General features: G+C 67.4%; 17 protein-coding genes. 4 read left to right on the forward strand and 13 right to left on the reverse strand.

From position 1 onward, the window contains the following. Positions 1-50 precede the first annotated feature (50 nt). Positions 51-668 carry a 30S ribosomal protein S4 gene (gene rpsD, locus AC07NC_RS12410; protein ID WP_008260153.1) on the reverse strand — a complete coding sequence of 206 codons (618 nt, stop codon included), beginning with the start codon at positions 666-668 and terminating at the stop codon, positions 51-53. Positions 669-920: 252 nt separating this feature from the next. On the opposite strand from rpsD, the gene AC07NC_RS12415 reads away from it, so the two are divergent. Beyond that, positions 921-1,127 carry a hypothetical protein gene (locus AC07NC_RS12415; RefSeq protein ID WP_494569728.1) on the forward strand — a complete coding sequence of 69 codons (207 nt, stop codon included), beginning with the start codon at positions 921-923 and terminating at the stop codon, positions 1,125-1,127. A 21-nt stretch (positions 1,128-1,148) separates the two neighbouring features. On the opposite strand, the gene AC07NC_RS12420 is transcribed toward AC07NC_RS12415, so the two are convergent. The 8 genes from AC07NC_RS12420 to AC07NC_RS12455 all read right to left on the reverse strand — a co-directional run bounded on the left by AC07NC_RS12420 (position 1,149) and on the right by AC07NC_RS12455 (position 6,908). Continuing rightward, complete coding sequence (locus AC07NC_RS12420) at positions 1,149-2,084, reverse strand: MBL fold metallo-hydrolase (RefSeq protein ID WP_494569729.1); 936 nt, start codon at positions 2,082-2,084, stop codon at positions 1,149-1,151. Between the two features lie 81 nt (positions 2,085-2,165). Then, positions 2,166-2,777, reverse strand: coding sequence for a superoxide dismutase (locus tag AC07NC_RS12425; RefSeq protein WP_008263343.1), 612 nt, complete (start codon positions 2,775-2,777; stop codon positions 2,166-2,168). 107 nt (positions 2,778-2,884) lie between these two features. After that, the gene (locus AC07NC_RS12430; protein WP_287930381.1) at positions 2,885-3,109 is read right to left on the reverse strand and encodes a hypothetical protein; all 225 of its coding nucleotides are present in this window, start codon (positions 3,107-3,109) and stop codon (positions 2,885-2,887) included. Positions 3,110-3,124: 15 nt separating this feature from the next. Further along, positions 3,125-4,099, reverse strand: coding sequence for a DUF4350 domain-containing protein (locus tag AC07NC_RS12435; protein ID WP_494569730.1), 975 nt, complete (start codon positions 4,097-4,099; stop codon positions 3,125-3,127). Between the two features lie 2 nt (positions 4,100-4,101). Then, positions 4,102-4,935 carry an S-formylglutathione hydrolase gene (gene fghA, locus AC07NC_RS12440; protein WP_494569731.1) on the reverse strand — a complete coding sequence of 278 codons (834 nt, stop codon included), beginning with the start codon at positions 4,933-4,935 and terminating at the stop codon, positions 4,102-4,104. Continuing rightward, on the reverse strand, positions 4,935-5,321 hold the full coding sequence (locus AC07NC_RS12445) for a VOC family protein (RefSeq protein WP_494569732.1): 387 nt from the start codon (positions 5,319-5,321) through the stop codon (positions 4,935-4,937). The genes fghA and AC07NC_RS12445 overlap by 1 nt, the downstream gene beginning before the upstream one ends. Before the next feature lie 53 nt (positions 5,322-5,374). Then, entirely contained in the window at positions 5,375-5,791 is a 417-nt protein-coding gene (locus tag AC07NC_RS12450; RefSeq protein ID WP_494569733.1) for a fosfomycin resistance glutathione transferase, read from the reverse strand. Positions 5,792-5,801: 10 nt separating this feature from the next. Then, positions 5,802-6,908 carry an S-(hydroxymethyl)glutathione dehydrogenase/class III alcohol dehydrogenase gene (locus AC07NC_RS12455; RefSeq protein WP_494569734.1) on the reverse strand — a complete coding sequence of 369 codons (1,107 nt, stop codon included), beginning with the start codon at positions 6,906-6,908 and terminating at the stop codon, positions 5,802-5,804. A gap of 165 nt (positions 6,909-7,073) precedes the next feature. On the opposite strand from AC07NC_RS12455, the gene AC07NC_RS12460 reads away from it, so the two are divergent. Together AC07NC_RS12460 and AC07NC_RS12465 are read left to right on the forward strand one after the other, a co-directional pair. Next, positions 7,074-7,949 (forward strand): LysR family transcriptional regulator, encoded by an 876-nt coding sequence (locus AC07NC_RS12460; protein WP_494569735.1) that lies wholly within the window; start codon positions 7,074-7,076, stop codon positions 7,947-7,949. A gap of 195 nt (positions 7,950-8,144) precedes the next feature. Further along, positions 8,145-8,846, forward strand: a complete 702-nt coding sequence (locus tag AC07NC_RS12465; protein WP_494569736.1) for an NAD-dependent deacylase — start codon at positions 8,145-8,147, stop codon at positions 8,844-8,846. Between the two features lie 60 nt (positions 8,847-8,906). Here the strand turns inward: AC07NC_RS12465 and AC07NC_RS12470 are convergent, their stop codons facing one another. Then, positions 8,907-9,458 carry an OmpA family protein gene (locus AC07NC_RS12470; protein ID WP_008263328.1) on the reverse strand — a complete coding sequence of 184 codons (552 nt, stop codon included), beginning with the start codon at positions 9,456-9,458 and terminating at the stop codon, positions 8,907-8,909. A gap of 377 nt (positions 9,459-9,835) precedes the next feature. Between AC07NC_RS12470 and AC07NC_RS12475 the strand changes: the two genes are divergently transcribed. After that, on the forward strand, positions 9,836-10,672 hold the full coding sequence (locus AC07NC_RS12475; RefSeq protein ID WP_494569737.1) for a hypothetical protein: 837 nt from the start codon (positions 9,836-9,838) through the stop codon (positions 10,670-10,672). Positions 10,673-10,731: 59 nt separating this feature from the next. Here the strand turns inward: AC07NC_RS12475 and AC07NC_RS12480 are convergent, their stop codons facing one another. Genes AC07NC_RS12480 through AC07NC_RS12490 form a run of 3 tightly spaced genes read right to left on the reverse strand, consistent with a single transcriptional unit; the run spans position 10,732 to position 14,052 of the window. Next, positions 10,732-11,556, reverse strand: a complete 825-nt coding sequence (locus tag AC07NC_RS12480) for an RNA methyltransferase (RefSeq protein ID WP_494569738.1) — start codon at positions 11,554-11,556, stop codon at positions 10,732-10,734. A 10-nt stretch (positions 11,557-11,566) separates the two neighbouring features. Beyond that, complete coding sequence (locus AC07NC_RS12485; RefSeq protein WP_494569739.1) at positions 11,567-13,036, reverse strand: tetratricopeptide repeat-containing sulfotransferase family protein; 1,470 nt, start codon at positions 13,034-13,036, stop codon at positions 11,567-11,569. Continuing rightward, positions 13,036-14,052 (reverse strand): phospholipase C/P1 nuclease family protein, encoded by a 1,017-nt coding sequence (locus AC07NC_RS12490; protein WP_494569740.1) that lies wholly within the window; start codon positions 14,050-14,052, stop codon positions 13,036-13,038. The genes AC07NC_RS12485 and AC07NC_RS12490 overlap by 1 nt, the downstream gene beginning before the upstream one ends. Between the last annotated feature and the right edge of the window lie 24 nt (positions 14,053-14,076).

The raw sequence follows: 14,076 nt of genomic DNA on the forward strand, positions 1-14,076 counted from the left end.
TGCCGCTCAGGTCGTCCGAGGGACGATCGCCGCGCCAGAGAAGGCTTCGATTACGAAGCGTAGTATTCGACGACCAGGTTCGGTTCCATCTTCACCGGATACGGCACGTCCGTCAGTTCCGGCACGCGGACGTAACGGACCGAGAACGAACGGTCGGACAGTTCCAGATAATCCGGCACGTCACGTTCCGACGACTGCTGGGCTTCGATGACCAGCGCCATGTTGCGCGACTTTTCCTTCACCGTGACGACGTCTTCCGGCTTCACGCGGTAGGAAGAGATATCGACCTTCTTGCCGTTGACCAGGACGTGGCCGTGGCTGACGAACTGGCGGGCGGCCCAGACGGTGGGGACGAACTTGGCGCGGTAGACGATGGCGTCCAGACGCGATTCCAGCAGGCCGATCAGGTTTTCCGAGGTGTTGCCCTTGCGACGAGCCGCCTCGTCATAGGTCTTGGCGAACTGCTTCTCGGTGATGTTGCCGTAGTAGCCCTTCAGCTTCTGCTTGGCCTTCAGTTGCAGACCGAAGTCCGAAACCTTCGACTTGCGACGCTGACCGTGCTGGCCGGGACCGTAAGAACGCTTGTTGACCGGCGACTTGGCGCGGCCCCACAGGTTCTCACCCATGGCCCGGTCGATCTTGTATTTGGCGCTGTGGCGCTTGGACATTCTATTCTCTTTTCGACGATACGGCCCGGCATCCCCTCGATTGGGAATGCGATCTCAACGGCGGTCCACGCATCTTCCGTCATCAATCCCGCTTCCGGCGAACCGGAAACGTGGAAGGCGGCGCTTATCGCCACACAGCCCCCCGGAGTCAAGCCGTGGTGAGCGTTAAGCACGATGGACAGGAACCCCACGACCTCGGCCGATCTTTTTGTCGTCGGAGGCACATCTCCTGATCCCCTCGCGGAGGGCGAAATGGCGCATTCGACGACGACCGGCCTGACCGACGAGGCCTTTGACAGGCTGAAGCAAAAGCTGATCGACCTGGTCGAACCGCTGTCCGACAGCCAGTTGCTGGATCTCGCCGACGGGATCCACGAGTTGCTGCGTCAGCGACGCACCCTGCGGCAGCACCATGCCGAACGCATGACGGAACGCGCGCGCCTGGCGTCGCTGAGCTGAGCCCGCGACGCCAGGCCACGATCAGGCGGCCGGCTGCGCCTCGCTGATGAACGTCGCCCGGCCCTCCCGGGTCTGGATCTTCCCCAGGCCAGGGAAGGGGAAGTGATAGGCGTAGATGTGTGCGCCCGACGCCCGCAGGGCCGTGATTTCATCCAGACGCGCCTTCTTGCCCGCCGTCGCATCGTCGTCATAGCCGACGGTCCAGTCCGGATGTTCGACCGACAGGACCCAGTGGTGCATCAGGTCGCCCGTATACAACAGCTGGTTCTGGCCGTCGGTGATCAGATAGGCGACATGGCCCGGCGTATGCCCGGCCGTGTCCTGGGCCTCTACGCCCGGCGCGATTTCATCCCCGGGACGGAAGGCCTGGACCTTGGGCGTGATCACGCGGACCAGGTCCGCCATTTCCGGATTGGCGCGGATCGACGCCCATTCGGCCTCCGACATCCGGATCGCGGCGTTGGGGAAGGCCGGGGCGCCGTCGGCGACCAGACCGCCCACATGGTCGGGGTGGCCGTGCGAGATCATCACGTCGGTGATGCTGGCCGGATCGACGCCGGCGGTCTGCAGGCTCTGCATCAACTGACCCTTGCCCGCGCCCAGACCGGCGTCGAACAACATGGTCCGGGCGCCGTTCCGCACCAGCAGCGGATGAATCTCCAGCATGATGGGGTCGGCCGGTTGTCCGGCGGCGGTCAGGGGGGCGGCGACCGCCTGGGGCGTCAGGCCCACGCCGAAGACCTTGTTGTCGTTCGGCACGGGGTTCTGGCCGTCGAACAGGGCGATAGCGTCCAGGGCGCCGATCTTGAACCGATAGACAGGCTTCTCCGCCGGGGCGGCGACTGTCTGGGTGGGGTTCGGCGGCGCAGGCTCGCCGGATTTCTGATCGTTCGCCGCCGGGGAGCAGGCCGCCAGGGTCAGGGCCGTCACGGCCGCCGTCGCCATAAGAATCCGCATCGTTTCACTCCTGTGTGCAGGCTGAATCGAAAACGCCCGCCGGAGGTTCCGGCGGGCGTCGTCTTGTCGCTTAGGCCAGGCCTAGACGGCGGCGGCGTACAGTTCGTTGACCTTGTTCCAGTTCACCACCGACCAGAAGGACTTCAGGTAGTCGGCGCGGCGGTTCTGGTATTTCAGATAATAGGCGTGTTCCCAGACGTCGGCGCCCAGGACGACCTCGCCGCGCTCTTCCACGACATCCATCAGCGGATTGTCCTGGTTCGGCGTGGAGGTGATCTTCAGCTTGCCGTTCTGGACGATCAGCCAGGCCCAGCCCGAGCCGAACTGTGCCGCGCCGGCGGCGTTGAAGTCTTCCTTGAACTTGTCCATGCCGCCCAGGTCGCTGTCGATGGCGGCCTTCAGCTCGGCCGAGGGTTCGCCGGTCTGATCGGCGGGGGCCAGCAGTTCCCAGAACAGGCTGTGGTTCCAGTGACCGCCGCCGTTGTTGCGCACGGCCTTGGGGGCGGTCGAGATGCTGGTGAAGATTTCTTCCAGCGACTTGCCCTGCAGATCCGCAGCCGCATCGATGGCCTTGTTCAGGTTGTCGACATAGGTCTGGTGGTGCTTGTCGTGGTGGAAGGTCATCGTCTCCTTGTCGATGGCCGGCTCCAGCGCGTCATAGGCGTAGGGCAGCGGGGGCAGGGTGAAGGCCATTGGAGTTTCCTCTCGCGACAGATTTCCGACGCCCCTCATCTAGGCGCCCTTTCTTAGAACCCAAGCATCATCGCTGGGTTTCGTTACGATTTATCGCCTTGGCACGGTTAAGCTGGCAAGTTCGCCTTCAGGCATTCGCGCACGGCGCGCTTGACGTCGCCCGGCGCATTGGGCTCGTCCACGCCCTCGGCGGCGAAGACGGCGCGCACGGCGGCGTCCAGCCCGGCCGGCAGTGCGGCGATCACGCGCTTTTGCCCCTTTTCATGCAGACAGAAGCCCACCTCGCGGCACAGGGCGGAAAACATCGGCTCATAGGGATCGGTGGCGCTCATTGCGCCCCTCTAGCATCAGGGGATGAGACGCGACAGCCAGTGCATCAGGTTCAGTGCGAACTGCCGGTCGTCATGCCCCTCGGTGTTCAGGCCGAAACGATAGGGTGTGCGGTCCGGCTGGTCGGGGAAACGCACGATCTGCGCGGTCAGCATGCCGGCTTCACCCAGCACCACGACCCTGCCCTCGCCGAACGGGAAGGCGAGCCCCTGGGCCGGCAGGGCGGGCCGCGCCAGCTCCGCCGTCACGACATCCACATCCACATCCTCGCCCGCGCGCAGGCGCTGCCGAATGGCCTGAAGGGTGGCGAGATCCGGCGCTTCGAACGCGTCGTCGCTCATCGCCAGCAACACGGTCGATCCGTCGGGCCCCTTGAGGGACTGGCCGGTGAAGGTCTTGACGATCTGCACGCCCTCGCCGCCCCCACGACCGGCGATGATCGGGTGATCCCCCAGCGCCTGTCGCGGAAAGACCAGATTGGCCGTGACGTCGTTGCGAACAGATTGAAAGGCGCACCCCTTGCCCATCGTCACGCCGAACCGAGCGCCCAGCGCTTCGGCCGCCGTTCCATGCGGCGCGTGATCGACGGCAAGCAGCAGGGAACCGCCAAGTGCGACCCACCGCGCCATGGCCTCGATCTCGGCCTCGTCAAAGGCCGAAACGCGAGAGCCGTTCTCGGGGCTGGCGGCGTTGGCGATCACCAGCACCGCGACCCCATCCAGCGCGCCCGGCGCATCCAGTCGCCCGCGCCCCGCGTCAACCCCATAGCCGTCGGCCCGCATGAGGGCGGCAAACCCGGCATATCGGCCGTCGATAGTCTGAAGGCTTCCATGCCCCTGATCGACACGGATCAGGGGGCCATCAGCCGTATAGGCTGGAACGGCGACCTGCGGACGCCAGTCGAGATCGCCCACCTGTTCCTGCGCTGCGGCCAAAGAGGCGTTTAAGGCCACGAGCAGCCCCAGCATCAGGACCGAGCCGAGGCGCATCATCCTCAGGCCTTCAGCCGTTCAGCGTGGAAGGCGATGTGGTCGGCGATGAAGCTGGTCATGAAGAAGTAGGAGTGATCGTAGCCGGGCTGCAGCCGGATGGTGACCTTCTGACCGGCGGCGTCGGCGGCGGCCTGGAGCAGTTCGGGCTTGAGCTGGTCGGTCAGGAAGCTGTCGGCGTCGCCCTGGTCGATCAGGATGTCGTCGTAGACAGACTTGGCGGCGCCGACCTCGATCAGTCTGGCGGCGTCGTGGCGGTCCCATTCGGCCCGGTCCTCGCCCAGATAGGCGGTGAAGGCCTTTTCGCCCCAGGGGCAGCGGGTCGGCGAGCAGATGGGGGCGAAGGCCGAGACCGAGCGGAACAGGTCGGGATGGCGCAGCGCCAGGGTCAGGGCGCCGTGGCCGCCCATGGAATGGCCGCTGATCGACCGCGCGCCCGTGGTCGGGAACTGGGCGTCGATCAGGGCGATCAGTTCGTCCGTGACATAGGACTCCATGCGGAAGTGCGGAGCCCAGGGCGTCTGGGTCGCATCGACATAGAAGCCCGCGCCCTGGCCCAGGTCATAGGCCGGATCGTCGGCCACACCCTCGCCGCGCGGCGAGGTGTCGGGCGCGACGATGATGACGCCGTGCTCGGCGGCGGCGCGGTAGGCGCCGGCCTTGGTGGTGAAATTGTCCTCGGTGCAGGTCAGGCCCGACAGCCAGATCAGGACCGGGAACGGCCCCTCCCCGCCCGGAACGAAGACCGACAGGGTCATGGGCGTGCCCGTGGTCGCACTGTCCTGCTTCAGATAGCGCAGGGTTCCGCCGTGGACGATGTGGGTCTTGGTGGTCTGCATCAGTCGACGACCCGGTGCATGGCGCAGATCTTGTTGCCCGAGGGATCGCGCAGATAGGCGAGATACAGTTTCCCGAACGCGCCTTGGCGCAGGCCGGGCGGATCTTCGATCGTGGCTCCGCCGGCCGCGACGCCCGCCGCGTGGAAGGCGTCGACCGCCGCCGGATCCTTGGCCGCAAAACCGATGGTGCCGCCGTTGGCGTGACAGGCCGGCTCGCCGTCGATCGGCTTGCCCACGGCGAAGGCGCCGTGCGCCGTGCGCCACCAGTAGCGGCCCTTGGGATCCGGCCCCTGAGCGGAGTCGATGCCGAGAGCGCCGAGAGCGGCGTCATAGAAGCGGCGCGACGCCTCGATATCGTTGGCGCCGACGGTGACGTGGGTGAACATGGTTCCCTCCCTCTGTTTCGCCCCATCCTTAGGCGGGAGCGCCTTGTCTTGCACTAACTGAGCGTCACGCCGATCTCGGGCCGCTTACGATAATCCGCCAGACGGCTCTCGAGATCGCCGACATGCAGCTCGAGCCGATGACCATCCGGATCGAGGAAGTACAGGGACGCGCCTTCGCTGCGATTGTCCTTCCAGATCGCCGCCGCCGCGCGCACCCGCGCCGACAGGGCCTCAAACGCGGCGGCGTCCACACTGAAGGCGGCGTGAGTGTAGTCCGGATGCGGCTCCCGTCGCGCAGCCTCATCAAGAGAAAGGCACAGCCACAGACTTCCCGCTTCCAGATAGGCGCCCGTCGCCCAGACCGCCCTCAGTTCGAAACCCAGCAGGTCGCGATAGAAGATGATGGAGCGGTCCAGATCGCTGACGGAGAACGTCAGATGGTTCAGCCCAATGACCCTCGCCGCCGTCATCCCTGCAATCCTAGAACACCACCACCGATCGGATGCTCTCTCCGGCGTGCATCAGGTCGAAGGCCTTGTTGATCTCTTCCAGCGGGAAGGTGTGGGTGATCATCGGGTCGATCTCGATCTTGCCGTCCATGTACCAGTCGACGATCTTCGGCGTATCGGTGCGGCCGCGCGCGCCGCCGAAGGCGCTCCCCCGCCACACCCGGCCCGTGACCAGCTGGAACGGGCGGGTGGCGATCTCCTTGCCCGCCTCGGCCACGCCGATGACGATGCTCTCGCCCCAGCCGCGATGACAGGCCTCCAGCGCCTGGCGCATGACCACCGTGTTGCCGGTGCAGTCGAAGGTGTAGTCGGCGCCGCCGCCGGTCAGTTCGACCAGATGGGCCACCACGTCGGAGACGTCCTTCGGATTGACGAAATGGGTCATGCCGAAGCGACGGCCCCACTCTTCCTTGTCCGGGTTCAGATCGACGCCGACGATCATGTCGGCGCCGACCATCTTCAGCCCCTGGATGACGTTCAGGCCGATGCCGCCCAGGCCGAAGACCACGGCGTTGGCGCCCGGCTCGACCTTGGCGGTGTTGACCACGGCGCCGACGCCCGTCGTCACGCCGCAACCGACGTAGCAGGCCTTGTCGAAGGGCGCGTCCTTGCGGATCTTGGCGACCGCGATCTCGGGCAGAACAGTGTAGTTGGAGAAGGTCGAGCAGCCCATGTAGTGGGCGATGGCCTGGCCCTTGTAGCTGAAGCGCGAGGTGCCGTCGGGCATCAGACCCTTGCCCTGGGTGGCGCGGATCGAGGTGCAGAGGTTGGTCTTGCGCGACAGGCACGACTTACACTGGCGGCATTCGGGCGTGTACAGCGGAATGACATGGTCCCCGACCGCGACCGAGGTCACGCCCGGCCCCACCTCGACCACCACGCCGGCGCCCTCATGGCCAAGAATGCTGGGGAAGATGCCCTCGGAGTCCAAGCCGTCCAGCGTATAGGCGTCGGTGTGGCAGATGCCAGTGGCCTTGATCTCGATCAGCACCTCGCCGGCGCGCGGCCCCTCCAGATCGACCTCGACGATCTCGAGCGGACGTTTGGCCTCAAAGGCGACGGCGGCGCGGGTTTTCATAATTTTGGTCCTTCGGACGTCCCTACCGCTCGCCGCGCGCGGCTTGCTACATGAGGAACAGGCTGGATGATGTGAGCCTGTTCTAGGCCGCCCCCGGCATCGATGAAACGGCGATAAACGCAAAACATTATTGCCTGACAGGGACAATCGTGTTGCATCTTCCGTATGAGCAGTCGTTGGGACGGGATCGACGAATTCACGGCGGTGGCTGAACAGGCCAGTTTCTCGACGGCGGCGAAGCGGCTGGGCCTTTCCACCTCTGCGGTCAGCCGAGAGATCGCGCGATTGGAGGACCGACTGCAGACCCGGCTGCTGAACCGGACGACCCGCCGGGTCGAACTGACCGACGCAGGCCGCGATTTCCTGGCGCGTTGTCGCCGACTGATCGACGAAAGGGACGAGGCCCTGGCGGCCGTTCAGCCGGATGACAGCGCCCCGCGCGGCCTGCTGCGGATGACCTGTTCCGTCTCCTATGGCGAGCGCTTCGTGGCCCCGGCGGTCAACCGCTTCGCGCGCGATCATGCCGAGCTGTCGATCGAGCTGGACCTGGACAACCGGCTGCGCGACCTTGTCGGCGACGGCTATGATCTGGCGATCCGGTTCGGGCATCTGACGGACTCGCGGCTGATCGCCCGACGACTGGCGTCACGGCGACTGATCCTGTGCGCCGCGCCTGCCTATCTGGCCCGGCGGGGCGCGCCGCGGGACCTGTCCGAACTGCCGGCCCACGATCTGCTGACCGGATCATCGGAACACTGGCGCTTCAGCGAGGCGGGGCGCGAGACCAGTTTCCGCCCCCAGGGCCGATGGCGCTGCAACTCGGGCGCCGCCGTGCTGGATGCTGCGATCCAGGGGCTGGGCCTGTGCCAGTTGCCGGACTTCTATGTCACCGAGCCGCTACGCGCCGGCGCCCTGACCGCCCTGCTGACCGAGCACCGTCCGCCCGATGAAGGCGTCTGGGCCGTCCATCCGCACCGCCGCCATGCCCCCCCCAAGGTGCGGCTGATGATCGACCATCTGCGCGCCAGCCTGGCGGCTTGACACATCACGGGTCTGCATCGTCCACGCGCAACGATCGTCTGATCCAGCCGCGGGGGTCCCTGCGCCGACAGAGGACCCGGAACGGCTGGAACAACATCGCGCGCCGATGGATTCTTGGCCGGCCCGACTACGCCGCCTATCTGGCGAATTTTGGCGCTTGCTGACCGAGCCGCAGGTCAGGCAAACAATCACATCATGAACCTCGTCGTCCTGACCGGCGCCGGCATATCGGCCGAAAGCGGCGTGCCCACATTTCGAGCCGAGGATGGTCTGTGGTGCGGCCACAGGGTCGAGGCTGTAGCGACGCCGGAGGGCTATGCGGCGGATCCCGCCCTGGTGCAGGACTTCTATAACCAGCGGCGGCGGCAGTTGGCGCAGGTTCAGCCGAACGCCGCCCATTGCGCCCTGGCCGAGCTGGCGGCGCGGTGGGAGGGGGATTTCCTGCTGGTGACGCAGAACGTGGATGATCTGCACGACCGGGCGCACGCCGAGGCCCCGCCGGGCGCCGGGTTCGAACTGATCCATATGCACGGCGAACTGCTGAAGGCCCGCTGCACCCGGTCGGGGGTGGTGATGGACTGGGCCGGCGACATGGCGGCCGACGAAGCCTCGCCGCATCATCCGCAGGGGCGGATGCGGCCGCACATCGTCTGGTTCGGGGAGACGCCGCTGGCCATGGAGCGGATCGAGACGGCGCTGGAGACCTGTGACCTGTTCGTCTCCATCGGCACCTCGGGCGCGGTCTATCCGGCGGCGGGCTTCGTCCAGGCGGCGCGCCATGCCGGAGCGCGGACCGTGGAGATCAATCTGGCGCCGACGCAAGGGGCGCACCTGTTCGACGAAGGCGTCTATGGCCCCGCGACGCAAGTCCTGCCCCCCTTCTTCGACGCCCTGTAGATGCGAAAACGGCGGCCGCTGCGATGCGGCCGCCGTTCAGGCCTTGAGGGCTGAAAGCGCTTAGGCGAGGACCACGATGGTCACGCGGCGGTTCTGCGACCGGCCCTCGGGGGTGTCGTTGGAGGCGACCGGCTCTTCCGGACCGTAGGAGATGGTCGACATCCGGTTCAAGGCGACGCCCTGGCGGTTCAGGAAGCGACGCACGGCCTCGGCGCGCTGCTCGCCCAGCTGGTTGTTGTGTTCGACCGGGCCGGTGGCGTCGGTATAGCCCTGGATTTCCAGATAGACGTTCTTGTTCTCGTCGCGCAGACGTTGGGCGAACTGGGCCAGGCGCTGCTCGGCCTCGGGCGACAGGGCCGAGGCGTCGGTCGGGAACTTCACGGAATCGTCCGACAGGACGACCTGATAGAGGAACTTGCCCTCGGCCAGTTTGTGGGCGTCGTTGGCGCGTTGCAGGGCCTGGCCCGCCGTGCCTTCGACCCCGGTGACGCGGGTGTCCACCACCTCGACCTGATCACGCACGAAACGATGGCTGGCGCAGCCGCTGGCCGCAAAGCCGAGGGCGATGAGGGCGCCGCCGACGACCGCCGTCCTGAGTTTCGATCTGCTCAAGTTCTGTCTCCTTCTTGCCGGGGGCGCCACACCCAGTTCATGCGCCAGATGAAAATGGCGTAGGCGACAAGGCGGAGTAATGACGTGCTTTAGGCCGGAAAATGTCAGCTTAGCCATATAATCCGCACCGAATTCGCATGATTATTGCATCAGATCGGAACCGGAGCGCGAGCCGGTACGTTAGCCCGCCAACAGGCTACGCCCTGTGGCGGATGAACTGATCTATCGCTGATCTTGAACAGCGGTCGGTTGTATTCGCAACCACGCCACCTTCCTGCCGCGACCGAATGCTTTCAACAGGGCGTCGTGATTTTTTACAGGGATTGGCGGCCGATGACCATGCGACCGATCATCTTCGACTCATCATGGATCGACGATTGAGCGCCACGCGCACCGACCCGACCCGGCGGTGGCTCCTGGCGGCAGCCTGCGTCGTCGCCGCCCATGCGGGTCTGGTGCTGGTCATGACAGCGGCGCGGCCGGAACCGCTCGCGGCGCCCCATGAAGCGGCGCCGGTGATGGTCGAACTGGTCGATCCGCCGCCTCCGCCCACTCCCATCCCCGCGCCCGATCCGGCGCCGACGCCCGACGCGCCGGCCGCAGCGGCTCAGACCCCGGCGCCGCCCAAACCCGCGCCCCAGCTTCGACCGCCCGCCGTGGCCGCAGCGCGTCCCCGAAAAGTCGTCGCCAAGCCGCCGCCGGATGTCGAGCCCCTGCCCGCCGCCCCCGCGCCGCCGGGACCGCCCCTGCCCCTGCTGGGCGCGACTCAGCTGGCCGGCGCCGCCACGGTTGGATCGGGTCCGGGCGGCGGCGCTGGAAACGGCGTGGGCGGGGCCGGCGGGACGGGCGGATCCGGCGCCGGATCAGGCTCGGGCGGCGGGACTTGCGACATGGTCCGCTGGGTTCAGGACGCCGTGCGTGACGACGCCGCCGTGCGCCGCGCCGTCATCGCCGCCAGCGAGGAGATGGACGCCTCGGGCCGGGCCATCCTGGTCTGGAACGGCGACTGGCTGCAAAGCCGCAACCAGTCCGGCAAGGGCCTGGCCGGGGTGCGCCAGGCCATCGCCCTGGAGGTCGCCTTCGCCCCGGCCGAGTGCAGGACCCAGCGGATGACAGGCCTGGCCGTGCTGAAGCTTGAGGACGGCGCCGACGGCGCGCGCATCGCCCTGGGCAAGGGCAGCTGGCGCTGGTCGGATCTGCTGGGGGCGGGATGACGACCTCTTGCGTCATCCTCGGGCTTAACCCGAGGATGACGGGGAGAAGGAGCGACTCCTTATTCGCTCGTATTCCCCTTCGCCGCCCGCTCGGCCGCCAGCTTGGCCAGCACACGCCCCCGGCCCTTGGCCAGGGCGTGGATGGCGCCGCGCATGGTGGCGACCTCCTGTTCGGAAAAGGCGGCGCGGCCCAGCATGACCCGCAGGTTCTGGCTCATCGAACGTTTCTTCTCGGGCGGATAGAAGAAGCCGCCGTTCTCCAGCTCCGCCTCCAGATGTTCGTACATGCCGACCAGCAGGTCGTTCGACGCCGGCGGCTCACTGTCGCGGAAGCGCGGCGGCGGGGCGTCCAGGATCAGGGTCCGCCACTCATAGGCGTTGATCGCCACCGCCTGGGCCAGGTTCAGCGAATGGTGTTTCGGGTCGATGGGAATGGTGACGATGCCGGCGCACAGGGCGATGTCGGTCGTCTCCAGCCCCGCCCGCTCGCCGCCGAACAACAGGCCGGTCTTCAGGCCCGAGGCCGTGTCGTCATACAGGATGCGGCCGGCCTCGCGCGGGGTGCGGACCGGCTGGCGCGTCTCGCGCGGGCGGGCCGTGGTGGCGAAGACGGTGTTCAGGTCGGCGACGGCCTCGGCGACGCTGTCGAACACCCGCACCCCCTCCAGCACCCAGTCGGCGCCCGAGGCCGTGGCCCAGGCCCGTTCCTGGGGCCAGCCGTCGCGCGGCGTGACGAGACGAAGATCCGACAGGCCGAAGTTCGCCATCACCCGCGCCACGGCGCCGATGTTCTCGGCCATCTGGGACTTGTCGAGGATGACGGCGGGGGGCGTGAGATCGGGGGGCGTAAGGTCGGGGGGGGCGAATTCGGAAGAAGCGGACATGGCCGCCTCCCTACCCGTCCAGACCGTAACGGGCCAGAGCTGCGCGCAGATCGTCCAGGCGCGGCGCATAGTTCTTCCACCGCCCTGAGGCACGGGCGTACAGGGGCTCGCGCACCTGCCAGACGCTGGCGGTGCGGACCGGCCCCTGGCGCTGATGGAAGTCCATCACCGACGGCTCCCACGCCAGGCCGCAGGCCGCCACCAGATCGCGCACGGCCGGCTCGCCCCGCGCCACCAGGTCGTCGTAGTCGACCTCATGCACGTCGTCCGGCCAGACCGACTTCCAGTGCGCCGCCAGCCGTCGTTCCTGGGCCGTCCAATGGGCCGCGTGCTCCAGGTCCAGCGCATAGGCCATGTCGTAGGACAGGTGCAGGAAGAAGACCGACAGGGCGTTGTCGATCGGATTGCGGACGGTGTGGATGATACGGGCCTTGGGGAACAGGGTCTTGGCCAGGCCGATATAGAGGATGTTGTCCGGCCGCTTGTCCGTGACGACGCCGACGCCGGGCACGCGCTCGCGCACGGCGTTCAGATAGACGTCGCGGATCTTGCGCCGGCTGGCGTCATCGAACACGCCCAGGGCCTCGGGGAAGGGATTGAAGACGTTGGCGGCCAGGGTCGGCAGCAAGTCCAGCTCTCCACCGGCGCGCACGCCGCTGTGTCCGCCCAGGATGCGCTCGACCAGAGTCGAACCGGAGCGGAACATGCCGCAGATGAAGATCGGCGCGGCCGAGGGATCGTCGTCGTCCAGCCCAGTCGCCGGCGCCGGCGTCGCGGCGATCAGACGATCGACAAAGGCCTCGGCCTTGGCGGGATCATAGACGACGCCCTTGGCCCGAGCCAGGGCCGCGCTCGCCTGGTTGGCGGCGACATAGGCGTCGAAGGCGGCGTCGTAGTCGCCCGCCACATCCAGGATTCGTCCCAGGGCGAAACCCAGGTCCGCCTGTTCCAGCCCCTCGGGCGTGGCGGCCAGGGCGGATCGTAGCCGACCGATCAGGGGATCGTCCGGCGTCGTCGCCGTCTGCAAGCCCGCCAGCCGCGCCAGGGCGGTTCCATGGCCGGGGTCGATGGCCAGAACGGACTCATAGGCCTGCCGCGCCTCGTCGCGTCGCCCGGCGTCCTCGTGCAGATTGCCCAGGTTGAGCCAGGCGGGCGCATAGGCGGGCGCAATGGCGAGGGCGGTCCTTAGTTCGGTCTCGGCCGCATCTGGCCGGTTCAGATCCTCCGCGAAGATCACGGCGCGGTTCAGGTGGATTTCCTGCGGATCGCGCGCGCCCTGGGCCAGGGCCTGGTCATAGGCGGTCAGGGCGTCGTCAAGGCGACGCATACGCCTCAGAAGCCGCCCCAGATCGTACCAGACGTCGCCCAGGTCCGGTTGCTCGGCCACGACGGATTGGTAGAGAGTCACGGCCTCAGGGATACGCCCCAGGCGCTCGAGGGCGGCGCCTTGCGCCAAGCGGACTTGGCGTGCGTCGGACATCAGTCTTCACCGACCATGGCGAGCCACGGATCGACGGTTCCGGCCTCGACCTCGGCGACCTTGACGGCGGGCCAGCCGATGGAGGCGCTGCCCGAGGCGGTCCAGGCGGTGGCGATGAAGTCGCGCAGTTCGGCGGCGCCAGCCGCCAGACGCTCATTGACGAAGGCGGCGCCGCGCGGATCGCTGTCGCGGAAAGCCCCGGCTTTCTCCAGCCGGTAGAAGGGGATGACCGTGCCCAGGGTGGTGGTCAGATAGGAGACGGTGCGCGCCTTGACGTCGAAACCGTCCAGATCGGCGGCCGGCATGGCGGCCTCGACCGCGTCCAGGCGGGCGACGCGGTTGGTGAAGGCGCCTTCGAACAGGGCGTGGGTCTGGCGCGAATTGGTGAAGCCTTCGGGGTTCGGGAACTCGCCCCAGCCGTTGTAGTGGATCGTCGTGTGATGGGGTTGCGACCCGTCGCCGACATAATGGCCCATGACCCCGATGTCGCGCAGGATCAGGGCCTCGCGGCGCAGGCGGTCGGCCCGGTACCAGGCCTGGCGCTCCATATTGGTCTCACGTCTTTCGGCGGCGTTCAGCACGCGCCAGTAGGCGAAATCGCGGCCCAGATTCTGCCAGGCGTCGATCATGGCGTAGGGCAGATAGCCGGCGTCATCGACGTCCAGGCCGGCCTTGGTCAGGGCGGCGTCGTATTCCGACTTCAGACGGGGCAGCTCGGCCAGGGGCATGCCACGCAGGTCGAAAACGTGGCCGGCGTCGTCCAGGTCGATGAAATGGGCGGTGTCGCGTTCGCGGTCATGCGGCTGGCCCGCGCCCTTCCAGCGGTCGGGTTCGCGCGCCAGCTCGCCGACGTCGGCGATGGCGCCGGGCGTCTTCAGAAAGCCCGGCATGTCGGCCGGCAGGGCGCGCATTGCGGCGATCCCGATCAGCCGGTGGCCGGTGTTGCCCCAGGCGTCGACCACGGCGGGGGTGGCGACGGCGACGAGGGCCAGGGCGGCGATGACGAGACGTTTCATGACGGACAAACCTCAGTGAGATCA

The sequence above is a fragment of the Brevundimonas sp. GW821-FHT10A07 genome, assembly GCF_059415785.1.

Excerpts from the sequence above, each read along its gene's own strand:
- AC07NC_RS12455 (WP_494569734.1), bottom strand. The coding sequence starts at position 6,908 with ATGAAAACCCGCGCCGCCGTCGCCTTTGAGGCCAAACGTCCGCTCGAG.
- AC07NC_RS12420 (WP_494569729.1), bottom strand. The coding sequence starts at position 2,084 with ATGCGGATTCTTATGGCGACGGCGGCCGTGACGGCCCTGACCCTGGCG.
- AC07NC_RS12450 (WP_494569733.1), bottom strand. The coding sequence starts at position 5,791 with ATGACGGCGGCGAGGGTCATTGGGCTGAACCATCTGACGTTCTCCGTC.
- AC07NC_RS12460 (WP_494569735.1), top strand. The coding sequence starts at position 7,074 with ATGAGCAGTCGTTGGGACGGGATCGACGAATTCACGGCGGTGGCTGAA.
- AC07NC_RS12465 (WP_494569736.1), top strand. The coding sequence starts at position 8,145 with ATGAACCTCGTCGTCCTGACCGGCGCCGGCATATCGGCCGAAAGCGGC.
- AC07NC_RS12430 (WP_287930381.1), bottom strand. The coding sequence starts at position 3,109 with ATGAGCGCCACCGATCCCTATGAGCCGATGTTTTCCGCCCTGTGCCGC.
- fghA (WP_494569731.1), bottom strand. The coding sequence starts at position 4,935 with ATGCAGACCACCAAGACCCACATCGTCCACGGCGGAACCCTGCGCTAT.
- AC07NC_RS12485 (WP_494569739.1), bottom strand. The coding sequence starts at position 13,036 with ATGTCCGACGCACGCCAAGTCCGCTTGGCGCAAGGCGCCGCCCTCGAG.
- AC07NC_RS12445 (WP_494569732.1), bottom strand. The coding sequence starts at position 5,321 with ATGTTCACCCACGTCACCGTCGGCGCCAACGATATCGAGGCGTCGCGC.
- AC07NC_RS12490 (WP_494569740.1), bottom strand. The coding sequence starts at position 14,052 with ATGAAACGTCTCGTCATCGCCGCCCTGGCCCTCGTCGCCGTCGCCACC.
- AC07NC_RS12480 (WP_494569738.1), bottom strand. The coding sequence starts at position 11,556 with ATGTCCGCTTCTTCCGAATTCGCCCCCCCCGACCTTACGCCCCCCGAT.
- AC07NC_RS12425 (WP_008263343.1), bottom strand. The coding sequence starts at position 2,777 with ATGGCCTTCACCCTGCCCCCGCTGCCCTACGCCTATGACGCGCTGGAG.
- AC07NC_RS12415 (WP_494569728.1), top strand. The coding sequence starts at position 921 with ATGGCGCATTCGACGACGACCGGCCTGACCGACGAGGCCTTTGACAGG.
- rpsD (WP_008260153.1), bottom strand. The coding sequence starts at position 668 with ATGTCCAAGCGCCACAGCGCCAAATACAAGATCGACCGGGCCATGGGT.
- AC07NC_RS12435 (WP_494569730.1), bottom strand. The coding sequence starts at position 4,099 with ATGATGCGCCTCGGCTCGGTCCTGATGCTGGGGCTGCTCGTGGCCTTA.